Origin of the sequence: Actinomadura rifamycini DSM 43936 (assembly GCF_000425065.1) — a bacterium.
Classification (GTDB): domain Bacteria; phylum Actinomycetota; class Actinomycetes; order Streptosporangiales; family Streptosporangiaceae; genus Spirillospora; species Spirillospora rifamycini.
Map to the genome: position 1 here is coordinate 20134 of NZ_AULB01000038.1, position 14224 is coordinate 34357.

Consider the following 14224-nt stretch of genomic DNA (forward strand, 5'->3'; position numbering starts at 1 on the left):
GTGGCTGAGAGGGGGTTCCCTGACCCCTGGAACGCCTTCGGCGAACACCTGTCGTGGGAGGCCGCCTACGCCGTCCACCTCAAGGCGGCCATCGATGCGGCCCGCAAGGAGCCTGCTGGTCCGGCGGTCGAGGAGGCGCTGGCGCTGTTCGACCGCAAGGCCGCGAACCTTGAGGCGGCCTCGAAGCTGCTTGCAGAGGTCACCGCCGAGTACGATGCCTCCGGCATGTGGGCCGTCCTGGACGAGCGTGCGACCCGCCTCGACGTCGCGGACGTGTCCGAACGCTGGGCACAGGGACTGGTCACGCACCCGTTCCCGATCGCACTGCGGTCCCTGGAGTTCAACTGGGGCTACATGCGGGAACACGGCGTCAGGTCGTTCTACGAGATGACCGCCCGCTACGTCGCCGACCTCACCGAGAACACGGTGCGGTGGCGTGCGGCCTTCGAGGCCGAGCGCGAGAGCGGTGTCATCGACCGCATCACCACCGTCGAGGCCGATCTCGCGAGCGAGGAGGCCCCCATGCACTGCGACATCTGCAAGAAGACCATCACGGCGCTGTTGTACCTGGACGGGTAGGGCAAGGCCGGAGGCGCCCCTTGTGCGGCCCCTCCCGGAGGAACGAGCGGGCGGATGGCACCGGGCGCGACGGGCGGGGAGCCTTCGGCGGTTGGCCGGGGTGCGCCCGAGTGTCCATCACGGGGCGGGGGTGGTGAGGGGGCGGGTGCGGTCAGCGGGCCCCACGGCACTTCCTCGCCACACCACCTCCCCGGCCGGGCCCTGGGCCCCTGAAGGTGGGCGAGGCCCGGCCGGGCGGAACCGGGCGGGCCTCGCGCGTGGACGGCGGGTCAGTTCTCCACCCAGGGGAGGGTGAAGCGGGTGAAGACGATGCCGCCGGTGTCGCCGATCTCGTGGAGGGCGCCCACGGAGCCGTCGGCGAGGACGGCCATGGTGGAGTAGCCGGACGCGCCGGGCTTGATGAGGGCGTGGCGCGGCCAGCTCACGCCGTCGTCCCGGCTGAGGCGGACGGTCAGGTCCGTGCGGGACGTGTCGGCGGTGTTGCTGTGCAGGGCGGTGCCCGTCAGAGCCGGGGTCCCCGGGACGGGCCGCAGGTACGAGATCTCGTCGCCGTTGTTGCCCGGGTCGATGAGGCCGCTCTTCCAGGCCGTCCCCCACGGGGCGGTGACGTCGTCGGCCATCGCGTACCAGCGGTCGCCGCCGGCGTCGTGGCGCAGGTTCTGCGCGACGCGGCCGGTGGCGCGCTGGATCACCTTGCTCTCGTTGACGCCGGCGGCGGCGGTGGTGCCGTTGTGCCAGGTGGCGCCGTGGTCGTCGGAGTAGATGTTCGCGGCGTGAGACCGGTTGTTCAGGCGGTAGACGATCGGCTGGACGAGGCGGCCGGAGTCGAGCTGGACGCCGTGCCCGGACGACGCGAACATGCCGCCCCACGCGGGGTCGCGGACGACCGGGTTGAGGTCGACGGGGTCGCTCCAGGTGGCGCCGCCGTCGGTCGAGGTGATGTAGGTGATGTGGGTGTTGGTGGTGGAGTTCTCGGAGGTGTCGCCGGGCTGGGAGCCCCAGAAGCCGACGCCGGGCGCCGGGGCGTAGGTGAAGAAGCAGAAGATCTTGCCGGTCTCGCGGTCGACGAGGAGGCTCGGGTCGCCGTAGCCCTGGGAGGTCCTGGCGGGCTTCGCGATGATCTTCGGGCGGGTCCAGGTCGTGCCGCCGTCGGTGCTGCGGGTCATCGCGATCTGGATGTTGTTCGTGCCGCCGCCGAGGTCGTAGCTGCCGTCGACGCGGGCGTCCATGACGGCGACGACCGTCCCGTCGTTGGCGACGGCGAGGCCGGGGATGCGGACCGACTTCGGCGCCTTGCCGAGGCCGTCGATGACGGTCGAGGTGGTGAGGACCTTCTGCGCGTTCATGCCGGGCTCGCCGGAGTCGAGGCCGCAGCCGGACGTGCCGGACACGGACTTCGACCAGGAGCCGGACGACACGTTGAACGTGTACGGGGTCCCGTCGGGGACCGTCCAGTAGAGGCTGTCGTCGCCGGAGCGGGCGGGGACGTCGACCGTCCAGGGGGAGCCGGAGCGGCCGGGCCAGGCGACGGTGAACCGCTTGGCGGTCTCCGAGCGGTTGTCGAGGACCAGGCGGAGGCGGTGCGGGGCGGCGCAGTCCATGGCGGCGCGGACGCTGAGCGCGCCGGAGCAGTCGAGGACGCCGGAGTCGGTCTGGTCGAAGCCCTGCGGGGTCGTCGTGCGGAACGTGTAGGCGGTGCCGGACGGCTTGGTGAAGTGGAAGTGGGCGCGGTCGCCGGGGGCGACGCGGGCGGTCCAGGTGCCCTGGCCGGGCCAGGTCAGGGTGAAGGTCGTGGCGGACGGCGTGTCGTTGACGACCGTCTCCTGGATGCGGCCGGACGTGCAGTCCTGGGAGACGACGGCGGACTGCCCGGTGGCGGCGCGGGCGGGCGGGGCGGCGAGGGCGAGGGCGGTGACGGCGGCGGCGCCGGCCGCCGCGGCTCTGCGGGCTGTGGCGCGGGGGCGCGGGGGCATGTCTTACCTCCGATATGGGACATGGGATGTCCTCTCGCGGGGTGAAGTTAGGCGCGGACGGCGCCCGCGTCAACCCTCGCGCCGCGGCCGTCCCCCGGGCCCCGTGGACGCGCTTCGGGGTTTTCCTGGGCGTCCGCCGGATAGGGAGGCGATGTAACGAGTCGGACGACCACCGAGCGTGACCACGGTGAACGGGGAGGGCCACATGAGCATGCCGCATCGGGCAGCGCGTCGACTGGGGGAGATGGAGTCGCTCGACCGCGTCGCCGAGCCCGCGACCAAGGCGGCCGGACGGGTGGTGCGGCCGAAGGCGGTCCGCAACCTGCTCAGCGGGACGAGCCTGGGGCATGCCCTGCACCCGGCGCTCACCGACGTCACGATCGGCGCGTGGAACATGGCCGCGCTGCTGGACGCCATCGGGGGGCGCGCCGCCGAGCCCGCGGCGGACCTGCTGGTGAAGGTCGGGATCGCCAGTTCGGTGCCGACGGTGCTGACCGGGGTGAACGACTGGTCCGACACCATCGGCCCGGAGCGGCGGGTGGGGCTGGTGCACGCGCTGGTCAACGACACGGCGCTGGGCCTGTTCGTCGCCTCGATGATCATGCGCAAGCGCGGGAACCGCCGCGCGGGACGGGCGCTCGGCTGGGCCGGGGCCGGGGTGCTGGGGGTCGGCGGCTACCTGGGTGGGCACATGTCGTTCGTCCAGGGCGTCAACGTCAACCGCACCGCGTGGCAGCAGGAGCCGGAGGCGTGGACGCCGCTGCTGGACGACGCCGAACTGGCCGAGGGCGCGCCCCACCGGGTCGAGGTGAACGGGACGCCGATCCTGCTCTACCGGGACGGCGGGCGGATCTTCGCGCTGGGCGCCACCTGCACCCACATGGGCGGCCCGCTGGAGGAGGGGACCTTCGAGGACGGGTGCGTCACCTGCCCCTGGCACAGCAGCACGTTCCGGTTGGAGGACGGCGGCATCGTGCGCGGACCGGCGAGCACGCCGGAGCCGCACTACCAGACGCGGGTGCGGGACGGGCGCATCGAGGTCCGCGTCCCGCCGCGGGGCGTCCCGGCGGAAGGCGCCGAGGAGGCCGTGGAGCGGCCGCGGCGGAAGGTCCGCGGGGGCCTGGCGCGGGCGTCCGCCACCTGACCCGCGAGCCGCCCGGCCCGCGGGCCCCCGCCGGCCCGCGGGCGGCGGGCGTCAGTGCCCGGCGGCGCGGAGTTCGAGGCGGTCGCGGATGCCGCGGAAGTGGGCGGCCATCGCGGCGGCGGCCGCCGACCGGTCGCCCGCCCGCAGCGCCTCGTAGATGTCGCGGTGGCGCGCGGCCACGTCGTGCGACTCCTGGACGACCGGGGCGAGGTCGTGCTGCAGGGTGCGGTAGACGTCCCAGAACGCGCCGAGGAGCTGGTTGACGATCGGGTTCGCGAGGGGCCGGTAGAGCAGCTCGTGGAACAGCCGGTCGGTCTCGGGGGTGACCTGCCCCGCGTCGGCCTCGACCTCCATCCGGCGCATCACCTCGTCGAGGTCCGGGGTGCCGGAGTTCAGGCCGCGGTCGATGACCTGATCGATCAGGCCGCGTTCGAGGATCTCCCGGACGTCGACGAGGTGCGCGAGGTCGTCGCGGCCCTGCCGCTTGGAGATGCGGGCGTGGAAGGTCAGCTCGTCGACCAGCGCGCCGAGCGACATGCTGCCGACGTACATGCCGAAGCCGTGCCGGATCTCCACGATCCCGACGGCCTGGAGGGCCTTGAGGGCCTCGCGGAGCGAGTTGCGGCTGACGTCGAGTTCCTCGACGAGCTCGAACTCGGTGGGCATCGGGTCGCCGACGGCGAGGCCGCGCTCGAGGATGAGCTGCTTGACCCGCTGCTGCACCTCCTCGGTGCGGCTGTTGCGGCTGCTCGTGGTGCGTCCACGCGTGCGACCGACGGTCATCGCGTCCCGTTCCCCCTTCGCGTCCGGTGCGTCCGGGTTGCTCCCGGGCGCCGCGGCCGGCTCGACACTTGACCGGGCCGTTGCCGACGCCTACGGTACACCGACGAGCGACGTTGGATGTCCTACATCCTCCCTCCGTCGCCCTCCCACCCCTCCGACCCCTGGAGACGTCGTGACCGATCTCCCGCGCGGCGCCGGCCTCAACCGCCGCGACTTCCTGCGCTACACCGGCATGCTCGGCGCCGCCGCGGCCATCACCGCAAGCCTGTCGGCCTGCAGCGGCCCGTCCTCCACCGGCGGCTCCGGGAGCGGGACCGGCATCCAGGCCGCCCTCTCCTACGCGCTGTCCGGCGGCTTCGACCCGATGACGTCCTCCAGCGCGGTCGCCACCGCCGCGAACCAGCACGTCCTCGAACCGCTCGTCGACCTCGACCCGGTCACCCGCAAGCCGTTCAACGCGCTCGCCAAGGCCGACCCCGAGCAGGTCGACGACACCACCTACCGGGTCGCGATCCGCGACGGCGCCACCTTCCACGACGGCTCCAAGGTGACCGCCGACGACGTCGTGTTCAGCTTCGAGCGGGTGCTCGACCCCGACAACGAGTCGCTGTTCGCCCAGTTCCTGCCGTTCCTCGACGGCGTGAAGAAGGTCGACGAGCAGACCGTCGAGTTCACGCTCAAGTACGCGTTCGCGCTGTTCGGCGAGCGGCTGTCGGTCGTCCGGATCGTCCCCAAGAAGATCGTCGAGGCGGACCAGAAGAAGTTCGACGCGCTGCCCACCGGGTCCGGCCCGTTCAAGCTGACGGCCGCGAACGCCGGCAGCGGCCTGAAGTTCGAGAAGTTCGACGCGTACAACGGGCCGCGGCCCGCGAAGGCTCCGACGATGACGTGGCTGCTCATCACCGACCCGTCCGCGCGCGTCACCGCCCTGCAGTCCAAGCGCGTCCAGGTGATCGAGGCCGTCCCGTACCTGAACGTCGAGGAGCTGTCGAAGAGCATGGACGTCGAGTCCGTGCAGAGCTTCGGGCTGCTGTTCCTCATGTTCAACTGCAAGAAGAAGCCGTTCGACGACGTCCGCGTGCGGCAGGCGCTGCAGTACGCGATCGACACCGGGAAGATGATCGACACGGCGCTGCTCGGCAACGCCGCCGCCGCGACCGGGTTCCTGCCCGAGGGCCACCCCGACTACGTCCGGGCGTCCACCGTCTACGGGCACGAACCGGCGAAGGCGAAGAAGCTGCTGCAGGAAGCGGGCGTGAACGGCCTGGAGGTCGAGCTCGTCACCACCGACACCGACTTCGTGAAGGACTGCGTCCCGCTGATCAAGCAGAGCTGGGACGCCATCGGGGTGCGGACGACGCTGAACGTCGGGCAGTCCGGCGGCCAGTACGCCAACAAGATCGACAACGGCAAGTACCAGGTGATGGCCGCGCCCGGCGACCCGTCGGTGTTCGGCAACGACGTCGACCTGCTGATGCGCTGGTTCTACGTCGGGACCTGGCCGGAGACCCGCAGCTACAACTCCGGCACCGCCGAGGCGAAGAAGGTCGTCGAGCTGCTCGACGACGCCGCCCGCGAGACCGACGAGGCCGCGCGCAAGCGGATGTGGGCCGAGGCGATGAACATCGTCGCCGAGCAGGCCGCGCTGTACCCGATCTTCCACCGCAAGCTGCCGACCGCATGGAACGGCGACGCGCTGAGCGGCTTCAAGCCGCTCGCCACGACCGGCCTGTCGTTCCTCGACGTCGGCCGCGCGTGACCGCCTGACCGCAGACGAAACGGACATCGATCCATGGCCACGATCCTGCGGATGGCGCTGGGCCGGCTGCTGCTCCTGGTACCGATGGTGCTGGGCGTCACGCTGCTCGTCTTCGTCGTCCTGAGGTTCTCTCCGAGCGACCCCGCCTACAACGCCCTCGGAGAGGGCTCGACACCCGAGGCGCGCGCCGCGTACGCGGAGGAGAACGGGCTGAACGACCCGCTCCCCCTCCGGTACGCCCGCTTTCTCGGCGACCTGCTGCAAGGCGACCTCGGGGTGACGGCGGCGCCGAGCCGCCCCGTCACCGAGGCGGTCTCGACCGCGTTCCCGCTGACGCTCCAGCTCGCGGTGCTGTCGGTGCTGCTCGGCGTGCTCGTCGCGCTCGCGCTCGGCGTCACGGCGGCGCTGTTCCGGGACCGCTGGCCCGACCAGGTCATCCGCGCCGTGTCCATGGCCGGTGTCGCGATGCCGTCGTTCTGGCTCGGCATCCTGCTGATCCAGTGGTTCGCGCTGCGCCTCGGCTGGTTCCCGACCGGCGGCTACGTCAACCCCGCCGACTCGGTCGGCGAATGGCTGCGCAGCCTCGCGCTGCCCGCCGTCGCGGTGGCGCTGCCGGTCGGCTCCCAGCTCGCCCGCGTCGTGCGCACCGCGATGGTCGAGGAACTCGACCGCGACTACGTCCGGACGGCGGTCGGCGGCGGGCTGCCGCGGTCGGTCGTCGTCGGGCGCAACGTGCTGCGCAACGCGCTGATCACCCCGCTGACCGTGCTCGGCCTGCAGATCGGCTACCTGCTCAGCGGCACGGTCGTCATCGAGGCGATCTTCGGGCTGCCCGGCCTCGGCACGCTCATCATGCAGGCCGTCACCGCCGGGGACCTCGCCCTCGTGCAGGGCGTCGTGCTCTGCGTCGCGGTGAGCTTCCTGCTGGTGAACCTGCTGGTGGACGTCCTGTACCTGTTCGCGAACCCGCGGCTGAAGGGAGCGACGCGATGAGCGGTCCGCTCGGTGCGGCGACCGGCGCGGCGTCCCGCGCGGTGCGCCGGCTGCGGCCGGCGTCCCGGGCGGCGCTGGCGCTACTCCTGCTGATCGTGCTGGCGGCGCTGTGCGCGCCGCTGGTCAGCGGGCACGACCCGCTCACCACGGGCGTCGCCGGGCAGGCGCCGTCCGCCGACCACTGGTTCGGCACCGACCGCGTCGGCCGGGACGTCTTCGCCCGCGTCATGTACGGGGCGCGCTGGTCCCTCGCCATCGGCCTCGGCGCCGCCCTGCTCGCGCTGGTCGTCGGGGCGCTGCTCGGCTCGCTCGCGGCGACGTCGCACCGCGCGGTGGACGAGCTGGTCATGCGGTGCCTCGACGTCGTGATGGCGTTCCCGGCCGTCGCGCTCGCCGCGGTGATCGTCACCGTGTTCGGCAAGAGCCTGCCGGTGCTGATCTGCACGATCGCGTTCCTGTACGTGCCGCAGGTCGCGCGGGTCGTCCGCGCCAACGTGATGTCGCAGTACGGCGAGGACTACGTCGCCGCCGAGCAGATCATCGGCGCCGGGCGCGCGCACATCCTGAGCCGCCACGTGCTGATCAACTGCGCGGCGCCCGTCCTGGTCTTCGTCACGATCATCGTCGCGAACGCGATCGTGTTCGAGGCGAGCCTGTCGTTCATCGGCGCGGGCGTGCAGGACCCCGACCCGTCCTGGGGCAGCGTCATCGCCTACGGCAAGGCGCTGGTCCTGTCCGGCGGCTGGTGGGCGACGTTCTTCCCCGGCCTGTTCATCCTCGTGACGGTGCTGGTGCTGAACATCCTGTCCGAGGGCATCTCGGACGCCTGGGCCGCGCCCGCCGACCGCTCCGCAGCGGCGAAGGACGGCGGCAAGGACGGCAAGGGCGGCGACGCCCGCACGGCGGCCCCGTCCGCCGAGCGGGCGGCCGAGCCCGCGCGGGTGCTCAGCGACGGCCTGCACGAGGCCGGGCGGCGCCTCGCCGCACGCGCCCGCCCCCTCCCCGACGGCGAGCCGCTGCTGCGCGTCGAGGACCTCACCATCGCGTTCCCCGACCGCTACGGCGACGTCGACGTCGTCGACGGGGTGTCGCTGGACGTGCGTCCCGGCGAGGTCGTCGGGCTCGTCGGCGAGAGCGGCTGCGGCAAGAGCCTCACCAGCCTCGCGATCATGGGCCTGGAGCCGCGCGCCGCGAAGCTCGGCGGACGGCTGCTGTTCGACGGCCGCGACCTGCGGACGATGCCCGCCCGCGAGCGGCGCGGACTGCTCGGCCACGACATGGCGATGATCTACCAGGACGCGCTGTCGTCGCTGAACCCGGCGATGACGATCCGGGCGCAGCTCCGGCAGCTCACCCGCCGCGGCGGCACCCGCACCCCCGAGGAGCTGCTGACCCTCGTCGGCCTCGACCCGCACCGGACGCTGCGCAGCTACCCGCACGAGCTGTCCGGCGGCCAGCGGCAGCGGGTGCTGATCGCGATGGCGCTGTCGCGCGACCCGCGCCTCGTCGTCGCCGACGAGCCGACCACCGCCCTCGACGTCACCGTCCAGGCCGAGGTCATGCGGCTGCTGCTGCGGCTCCGCGAGGAGCTCGGCTTCGCGCTGATCCTCGTCTCGCACGACCTCGCGCTCGTCGCCGACGTCACCGACCGCGTCGTCGTCATGTACGGCGGGCAGGTCGCCGAGGCCGGCGCCACCTCCCGGGTCGTCGCCGCGCCCCGGCACCACTACGCGCGCGGCCTGCTCGGCGCGGTGCTGTCGCTGGAGACCCCGGACGCGCGGCCCGTGCAGATCCCGGGCGTCGTGCCGTCGCCGTCCGGCTTCCCGCCGGGCTGCCGGTTCGCCGACCGGTGCGCCGCGGCGACCGCCGCGTGCGCCGAGCGGCCCGAGCCGTCCGGCACCCCGGACGGGCACGCGTTCGCCTGCCACCACCCGGCCGGCGCACCCGCCGACGCACCCGCCGACGACGCGGCCGGGCATGTTCCGGCCGAGACGGGAGAGCAGCGATGACCACCCCCGTGATGGAACTCCGCGACGTGCACGTCCGGCTGCCCGCACGCGGCGGCTCCCCGTTCCGGCGGGACGTCGTGCACGCGCTGACCGGCGCCGACCTCGCCGTCGCGCCCGGCGAGACGGTCGGGATCGTCGGCGAGTCCGGGTGCGGCAAGTCGACGCTCGCGAAGGTGCTCGTCGGGCTGCTGCGCCCGACGTCCGGCACCGTCCTGTTCGAGGGGGACGACCTCGGCGGGCTCCGCCGCGCCGAGCGGGCCGCCCGGATCGGCGCGTCCGTCGGGATGGTCTTCCAGGACCCCGCCACCGCCCTCAACCGGCGGCTGCCCGTCCGCACGATCCTCCGCGACCCCCTCGACGTGCACAAGCGCGGCACGCCCGCCGAACGGGACGAGCGCGTCCGGGAACTGATGTCGCTGGTCGGGCTGCCGCCGTCGACCGCCGCCGCGCTGCCCGCGCAGCTGTCCGGCGGGCAGCGGCAGCGCGTCGCGATCGCCCGCGCGCTGATGCTCGACCCGTCACTGCTCGTCGCCGACGAACCCACGTCGGCGCTCGACGTGTCCGTCCGGGCGCAGATCCTCAACCTGCTGCTCGACCTCAAGGACCGGCTCGGGCTGTCGATGGTGTTCGTGTCCCACGACATCCAGACCGTCCGCCGCATGTCCGACCGCATCGTGACGATGTACCTCGGCCGGATCGTCGAGGAGGCGCCCGCCGGGACGGTCGCCGCCGACGGCACCCGCCACCCGTACACCCGCGCGCTGCTGTCCGCGACGCCGAGCCTGCTCGACCCGATGGAGCCGATCCGGCTCGACGGGCCCGTCCCCTCGGCCGTCCGGCCCCCGTCCGGCTGCCCGTTCCGCACCCGCTGCCCGCGCGCCGCCGCCGACTGCGCCGAGGCGATGCCCGCCTTCGAGTCCGCGGCCGACCCGCTGCACCGGTACCGGTGCCTGCACCCCGTCACCGACCCGTCCGACCTCGCCGTCCCGACCGCCTCCCTGGAGAAACCGTGACCACCGCTCCCGCTCCCACCCGCCTCGGCGGCGTCGTGCCGCCCGTCTGCACGCCGCTCACCCCCGGCCTCGACGTGGACGTCCCGTCCCTGGAACGGCTCATCGACCACCTCGTCGGCGCCGGGGTGGACGGCCTGTTCGTCCTGGGCTCGACGAGCGAGGTCGCGTTCCTGCCCGACGGGCACCGGCGGACCGTGCTGGAGACCGCCGTGAAGCACGCCGCCGGGCGGGTGCCCGTCCTCGGCGGCGTCATCGACATGACCACCCCCCGGGTGATCGAGCACGCCCGCGCCGCCGCCGAGGCCGGCTGCGCCGGGGTCGTCGTGACCGCCCCGTTCTACACGCGCACCCACCCGGCCGAGATCGAGGACCACCTGCGCCGCGTCGCCGCCGCCGTGCCCGTCCCCGTCTACGCCTACGACCTGCCGGTGTCCGTCCACACCAAGCTGGACGGCGCGATGCTGCTGCGGCTCGCCGCCGACGGCGTCCTCGCGGGCGTCAAGGACTCCAGCGGCGACGACGGCGCCCTGCGCACCCTCCTGCTCGCGCAGCGCGACGCCGGGATCGACGGGTTCAGCGTGCTCACCGGCGCCGAACTGACCGTCGACACGGCCGTCGCGATGGGCGTCCACGGGGTCGTCCCGGGCCTCGGCAACGTCGACCCCGCCGGGTACGTGCGGCTGTACCGGCACTGCGCCGAGGGCCGGTGGGACGACGCCCGCGCCGAGCAGGAGCGGCTGCTGCGGCTGTTCGACATCGTCAACGCGGGCGCGACCGACCGGATGGGCCGCGGCTCGTCGGCGCTCGGCGCGTTCAAGGCCGCGCTGCACCTCCTCGGCGTCATCGACCACCCGGTCACCGCGCCGCCGCAGGTGCAGCTCGACGCCGCCGAGACCGGACGGGTACGGGAGCGGCTCGCCGCCGCGGGCCTGCTGTGACCGCCGTCCGGTACGCCGCGCTCGACATCGGCGGCACCAAGGTCGCGGCCGCGCTGGCGGACGCCGAGGGAACGGTCCTGCACCGCGGCCGCGTCCCAACTCCCGAGGGCGGCGGGCAGGCCGTCCTCGCCGCCGCCGCCCGGCTGCTGGACGGCCTCGCCGAGGACGCCCGCGACGGGAGCCGCCCCCCGGGCGGCGGCACCGGCGACCGGCTGCGGGCAGCCGGCGTCCGCGCGCTGGGCGTCGGGGCGCCGGGGGTCGTCGACCCGGCGACCGGGCGCGTCGTGTCCGCGACGGACGTGCTGCCCGGCTGGTCCGGGACGCCGGTGCGGGACGTCCTCGCGGACCTGACCGGCCTGCCCGTCGCGGTCGCCAACGACGTCCGCGCGATGGGCCTCGGCGAGGCCCGGCGGGGCGCGGGCGCCGGGTACCACCGCGTCCTGCACGTGTCCGTCGGGACCGGCGTCGGCGGCGCGCTGACCACCGGCGGACGGCTCGACGGCGGAGCGCACGGCACCGCCGGGGAACTCGCGCACCTGCTCGTCCCCGAACGGGGGCCGGTGCCGTGCGGCTGCGGGCGGCGCGACCACCTGGAGGCCGCGGTGTCCGGCCCGGCCATCGCGGCCACCGGCGACCCCGGCCGCGCCGGGGCGCTGCTCGGCCGCGCGCTCGCCGGGCTCCTCGCCGTCCTCGACCCGGACGCCGTCGTGGTCGGCGGCGGCGTCGCCCAGGTCGGCGCGCCGTTCCTCGACGCGGTCACCGCCGCGTTCCGTGCGGAGGCGCTGCCGCCGCTGCGCGCCACACCGATCCTGCCCGCCGCGCTCGGCACCGACGCGCCGCTCACCGGCGCCGCGCTGCTCGCCCGAGCCGCCACCGACCACGAGGGGGATGCATGACGTCCGAGGAGTTCGCCGCGCTCGTCCGGAACCGGCTGATCGTGTCCTGCCAGGCGGGGCACGGGCACCCGCTGCGCGACACCGCCGCCCTCACCCGGTCGGCGCGGGCCGCCGAGGCGGGCGGCGCGGCGGCGATCCGCTGCGGCGGCGTCGGCGGCGTCCCGGACGTCGCCGCCATCGCGGACGCGGTCGCCGTGCCCGTCATCGGCCTCACCAAGGACGGGACGGACGGCGTGTTCATCACCCCGACCGTCGAGGCGGCCCGCGCGGTCGTCGCCGCGGGCGCCGCGGTCGTCGCGGCCGACGCCACGTTCCGCCCCCGCCCCGACGGGCGCCCGGTGGCCGAGTCGATCGCGGCCGTCCACGACGCGGGCGCCCTGTTCATGGCGGACGTCGCGACGCTGGAGGAGGGCGTCGCGGCGGCCGAGGCGGGCGCCGACATGGTCGCCACCACCCTCGCCGGCTACACCGGCCCCGGCCCGGTCCCGGACGGCCCGGACATCGGCCTCGTCCGCGCGCTGCGCGCCGCGCTCCCGGGCGCCCTGCTCATCGCCGAGGGCCGCTACCACTCGCCCGACGCCGCCGCGGCGGCGATCGAGGCGGGCGCGACGTCGGTCGTCGTGGGCACCGCCATCACCGACCCGCGGTGGATCACCGCCCGCTTCGCGGCGGCCGTGTCGTCCTAGCGGAGAGCGGAGAGGCCCGGCCCCCGCGGGGACCGGGCCTCTCCGCCTACCCGTCGAGGAGGTCGCGCAGGTCGGCGGTGGCTTGGGCCGCGGCGGCCTCGGCCGTCGCGGAGACCCCGCCGAGGCCGAAGAACCCGTGGTTCAGCGTGGGCCACGTCCGGTGCACGACCGGCACCCCGGCGTCCCGCAGCGCCGCCGCGTACGCGTCGCCCTCGTCGCACAGCGGGTCGTACCCGGCGGTGTGGACGACCGCGGGCGCGACGCCCGCCAGGTCGGCGGCCCGCAGCGGCGAGACCCGCCAGTCGCCGCCGGGCCCCGCGTACAGGCCGGCGAACGAGCGCATGCCGTCCAGCGTCAGCCCGTACCCCTCCGCCCGCTTCGCCCGGGACGGGTACCGCGCGTTCACGGCCGGGTCGGCGTAGCCGCCCGCGACGTCCGTCACCGGCACGACCAGCAGCTGGCCCGCGAGCGGCACCCCGGCGTCCCGACACGCGATCGCGACGGACGCCGCGAGCTGCCCGCCCGCACTGTCCCCGGCCACGGCCACCCGCCTGTCCCGGGCCATGTGCAGGGCGGCGGCGAGGCAGTCGTCGAACGCGGCCGGGTACGGGTGCTCGGGGGCGAGCCGGTAGTCGACGCCGACGACCGTCCGTCCGGTCCCGGCGGCGAGGCGGCGCATGTGCTGGAGGTGGGTCCGCAGGTCCCCGGCGATCCAGCCGCCGCCGTGGAAGAACAGGATCGCGGTCTCGTCGACCCGCTTCACGGGCTCGATCACCCGCACCGGCACGGCCCCGTCCGGGGCGCCGATCCGCTCGTCGCGCTCGTCCGCCGGGGCGAACGGGTCCGCGAGCAGCGCCCGCGAGCGCTCGTTCACCGCGACCGCGTGCCGCCGCGCCCCCTCGACCGACGCGTCCGCGGCCGTGGGATCCAGCGCCCGCGCCCGCAGCCACGCGGCGACGTCCGCATCGAACTCGACTTCCGCCATACACCCCTCCCTAGGACATGGGACATCCTACATTGCAGATCACATCGCGCACCTGCTGCGCTCCCCGGCCAACATGCGCCGCCTCATGTCGGCCTACCAGCACGCCCTTGAGGGCCGCCACGAGATCCGTGAGCCGATCGACCCCGACGGGGATCAGTGAAACCGTCCTTCACCCCCGAAGGGTGGGAGGACTGCACCTCCTGGCTCTCCAGCGATCGGCAGGTCCTGGAACGGATCAACCGCCTCATCGACGACGCCCTGCGCGACCCGTACGAGGGCATCGGGAAACCCGAACCGCTGAAGCATGCGCTGCAGGGTGCCTGGTCCAGGCGAATTACGGAGGAGCACCGTCTCGTCTATCTCCCGCGAGACGACGAACTCATCATCCTGCAAGCCCGCTACCACTACTGACCAAGGGCGAGCCGCCTCTCGACCGGCGCGGTCCCGGCGCGCGAAGGCCCGGCCG

General features: G+C 74.3%; 13 protein-coding genes. 10 read left to right on the forward strand and 3 right to left on the reverse strand.

From position 1 onward, the window contains the following. A complete protein-coding gene (locus tag H505_RS0129905) occupies positions 1-579 on the forward strand; it encodes a hypothetical protein (protein WP_199748222.1) in 579 nt (192 codons plus the stop codon). A gap of 269 nt (positions 580-848) precedes the next feature. Here the strand turns inward: H505_RS0129905 and H505_RS48210 are convergent, their stop codons facing one another. Beyond that, entirely contained in the window at positions 849-2552 is a 1704-nt protein-coding gene (locus H505_RS48210; protein WP_051301319.1) for a sialidase family protein, read from the reverse strand. A 244-nt stretch (positions 2553-2796) separates the two neighbouring features. On the opposite strand from H505_RS48210, the gene H505_RS45205 reads away from it, so the two are divergent. Next, positions 2797-3696, forward strand: a complete 900-nt coding sequence (locus tag H505_RS45205) for a Rieske (2Fe-2S) protein (protein ID WP_064743735.1) — start codon at positions 2797-2799, stop codon at positions 3694-3696. 51 nt (positions 3697-3747) lie between these two features. Here H505_RS45205 and H505_RS45210 read toward each other — a convergent pair whose 3' ends face one another. Continuing rightward, entirely contained in the window at positions 3748-4479 is a 732-nt protein-coding gene (locus H505_RS45210; protein WP_034520537.1) for a FadR/GntR family transcriptional regulator, read from the reverse strand. Between the two features lie 172 nt (positions 4480-4651). Here H505_RS45210 and H505_RS0129925 point away from each other — a divergent pair, with 172 nt between their 5' ends. From H505_RS0129925 to H505_RS0129955, 7 genes are read left to right on the forward strand one after another with little or no spacing between them, the layout of a single operon-like run. Further along, complete coding sequence (locus tag H505_RS0129925) at positions 4652-6238, forward strand: ABC transporter substrate-binding protein (RefSeq protein ID WP_026404906.1); 1587 nt, start codon at positions 4652-4654, stop codon at positions 6236-6238. Between the two features lie 33 nt (positions 6239-6271). After that, positions 6272-7231, forward strand: a complete 960-nt coding sequence (locus tag H505_RS0129930) for an ABC transporter permease (RefSeq protein ID WP_026404907.1) — start codon at positions 6272-6274, stop codon at positions 7229-7231. Then, complete coding sequence (locus H505_RS45215; RefSeq protein ID WP_051301320.1) at positions 7228-9240, forward strand: dipeptide/oligopeptide/nickel ABC transporter permease/ATP-binding protein; 2013 nt, start codon at positions 7228-7230, stop codon at positions 9238-9240. The genes H505_RS0129930 and H505_RS45215 overlap by 4 nt, the downstream gene beginning before the upstream one ends. Next, a complete protein-coding gene (locus H505_RS0129940) occupies positions 9237-10253 on the forward strand; it encodes an oligopeptide/dipeptide ABC transporter ATP-binding protein (RefSeq protein ID WP_026404908.1) in 1017 nt (338 codons plus the stop codon). Before H505_RS45215 ends, H505_RS0129940 begins: the two co-directional genes overlap by 4 nt. Further along, the gene (locus H505_RS0129945) at positions 10250-11191 is read left to right on the forward strand and encodes a dihydrodipicolinate synthase family protein (protein ID WP_026404909.1); all 942 of its coding nucleotides are present in this window, start codon (positions 10250-10252) and stop codon (positions 11189-11191) included. The genes H505_RS0129940 and H505_RS0129945 overlap by 4 nt, the downstream gene beginning before the upstream one ends. Then, positions 11188-12087, forward strand: a complete 900-nt coding sequence (locus tag H505_RS0129950; RefSeq protein WP_026404910.1) for an ROK family protein — start codon at positions 11188-11190, stop codon at positions 12085-12087. The genes H505_RS0129945 and H505_RS0129950 overlap by 4 nt, the downstream gene beginning before the upstream one ends. Continuing rightward, entirely contained in the window at positions 12084-12773 is a 690-nt protein-coding gene (locus H505_RS0129955; RefSeq protein WP_026404911.1) for a putative N-acetylmannosamine-6-phosphate 2-epimerase, read from the forward strand. The genes H505_RS0129950 and H505_RS0129955 overlap by 4 nt, the downstream gene beginning before the upstream one ends. A 46-nt stretch (positions 12774-12819) precedes the next feature. On the opposite strand, the gene H505_RS45220 is transcribed toward H505_RS0129955, so the two are convergent. After that, complete coding sequence (locus H505_RS45220; RefSeq protein ID WP_051301321.1) at positions 12820-13758, reverse strand: alpha/beta hydrolase; 939 nt, start codon at positions 13756-13758, stop codon at positions 12820-12822. Between the two features lie 156 nt (positions 13759-13914). On the opposite strand from H505_RS45220, the gene H505_RS0129970 reads away from it, so the two are divergent. Next, positions 13915-14169 (forward strand): Txe/YoeB family addiction module toxin, encoded by a 255-nt coding sequence (locus H505_RS0129970; protein WP_026404912.1) that lies wholly within the window; start codon positions 13915-13917, stop codon positions 14167-14169. Positions 14170-14224 lie beyond the last annotated feature (55 nt).

What these genes read in the sequence shown, in the direction of transcription:
- H505_RS45210 (WP_034520537.1), bottom strand. Translation starts at nt 4,479, where the DNA reads ATGACCGTCGGTCGCACGCGTGGACGCACCACGAGCAGCCGCAACAGC.
- H505_RS45220 (WP_051301321.1), bottom strand. Translation starts at nt 13,758, where the DNA reads ATGGCGGAAGTCGAGTTCGATGCGGACGTCGCCGCGTGGCTGCGGGCG.
- H505_RS48210 (WP_051301319.1), bottom strand. Translation starts at nt 2,552, where the DNA reads ATGCCCCCGCGCCCCCGCGCCACAGCCCGCAGAGCCGCGGCGGCCGGC.
- H505_RS0129930 (WP_026404907.1), top strand. Translation starts at nt 6,272, where the DNA reads ATGGCCACGATCCTGCGGATGGCGCTGGGCCGGCTGCTGCTCCTGGTA.
- H505_RS45205 (WP_064743735.1), top strand. Translation starts at nt 2,797, where the DNA reads ATGGAGTCGCTCGACCGCGTCGCCGAGCCCGCGACCAAGGCGGCCGGA.
- H505_RS0129955 (WP_026404911.1), top strand. Translation starts at nt 12,084, where the DNA reads ATGACGTCCGAGGAGTTCGCCGCGCTCGTCCGGAACCGGCTGATCGTG.
- H505_RS45215 (WP_051301320.1), top strand. Translation starts at nt 7,228, where the DNA reads ATGAGCGGTCCGCTCGGTGCGGCGACCGGCGCGGCGTCCCGCGCGGTG.
- H505_RS0129940 (WP_026404908.1), top strand. Translation starts at nt 9,237, where the DNA reads ATGACCACCCCCGTGATGGAACTCCGCGACGTGCACGTCCGGCTGCCC.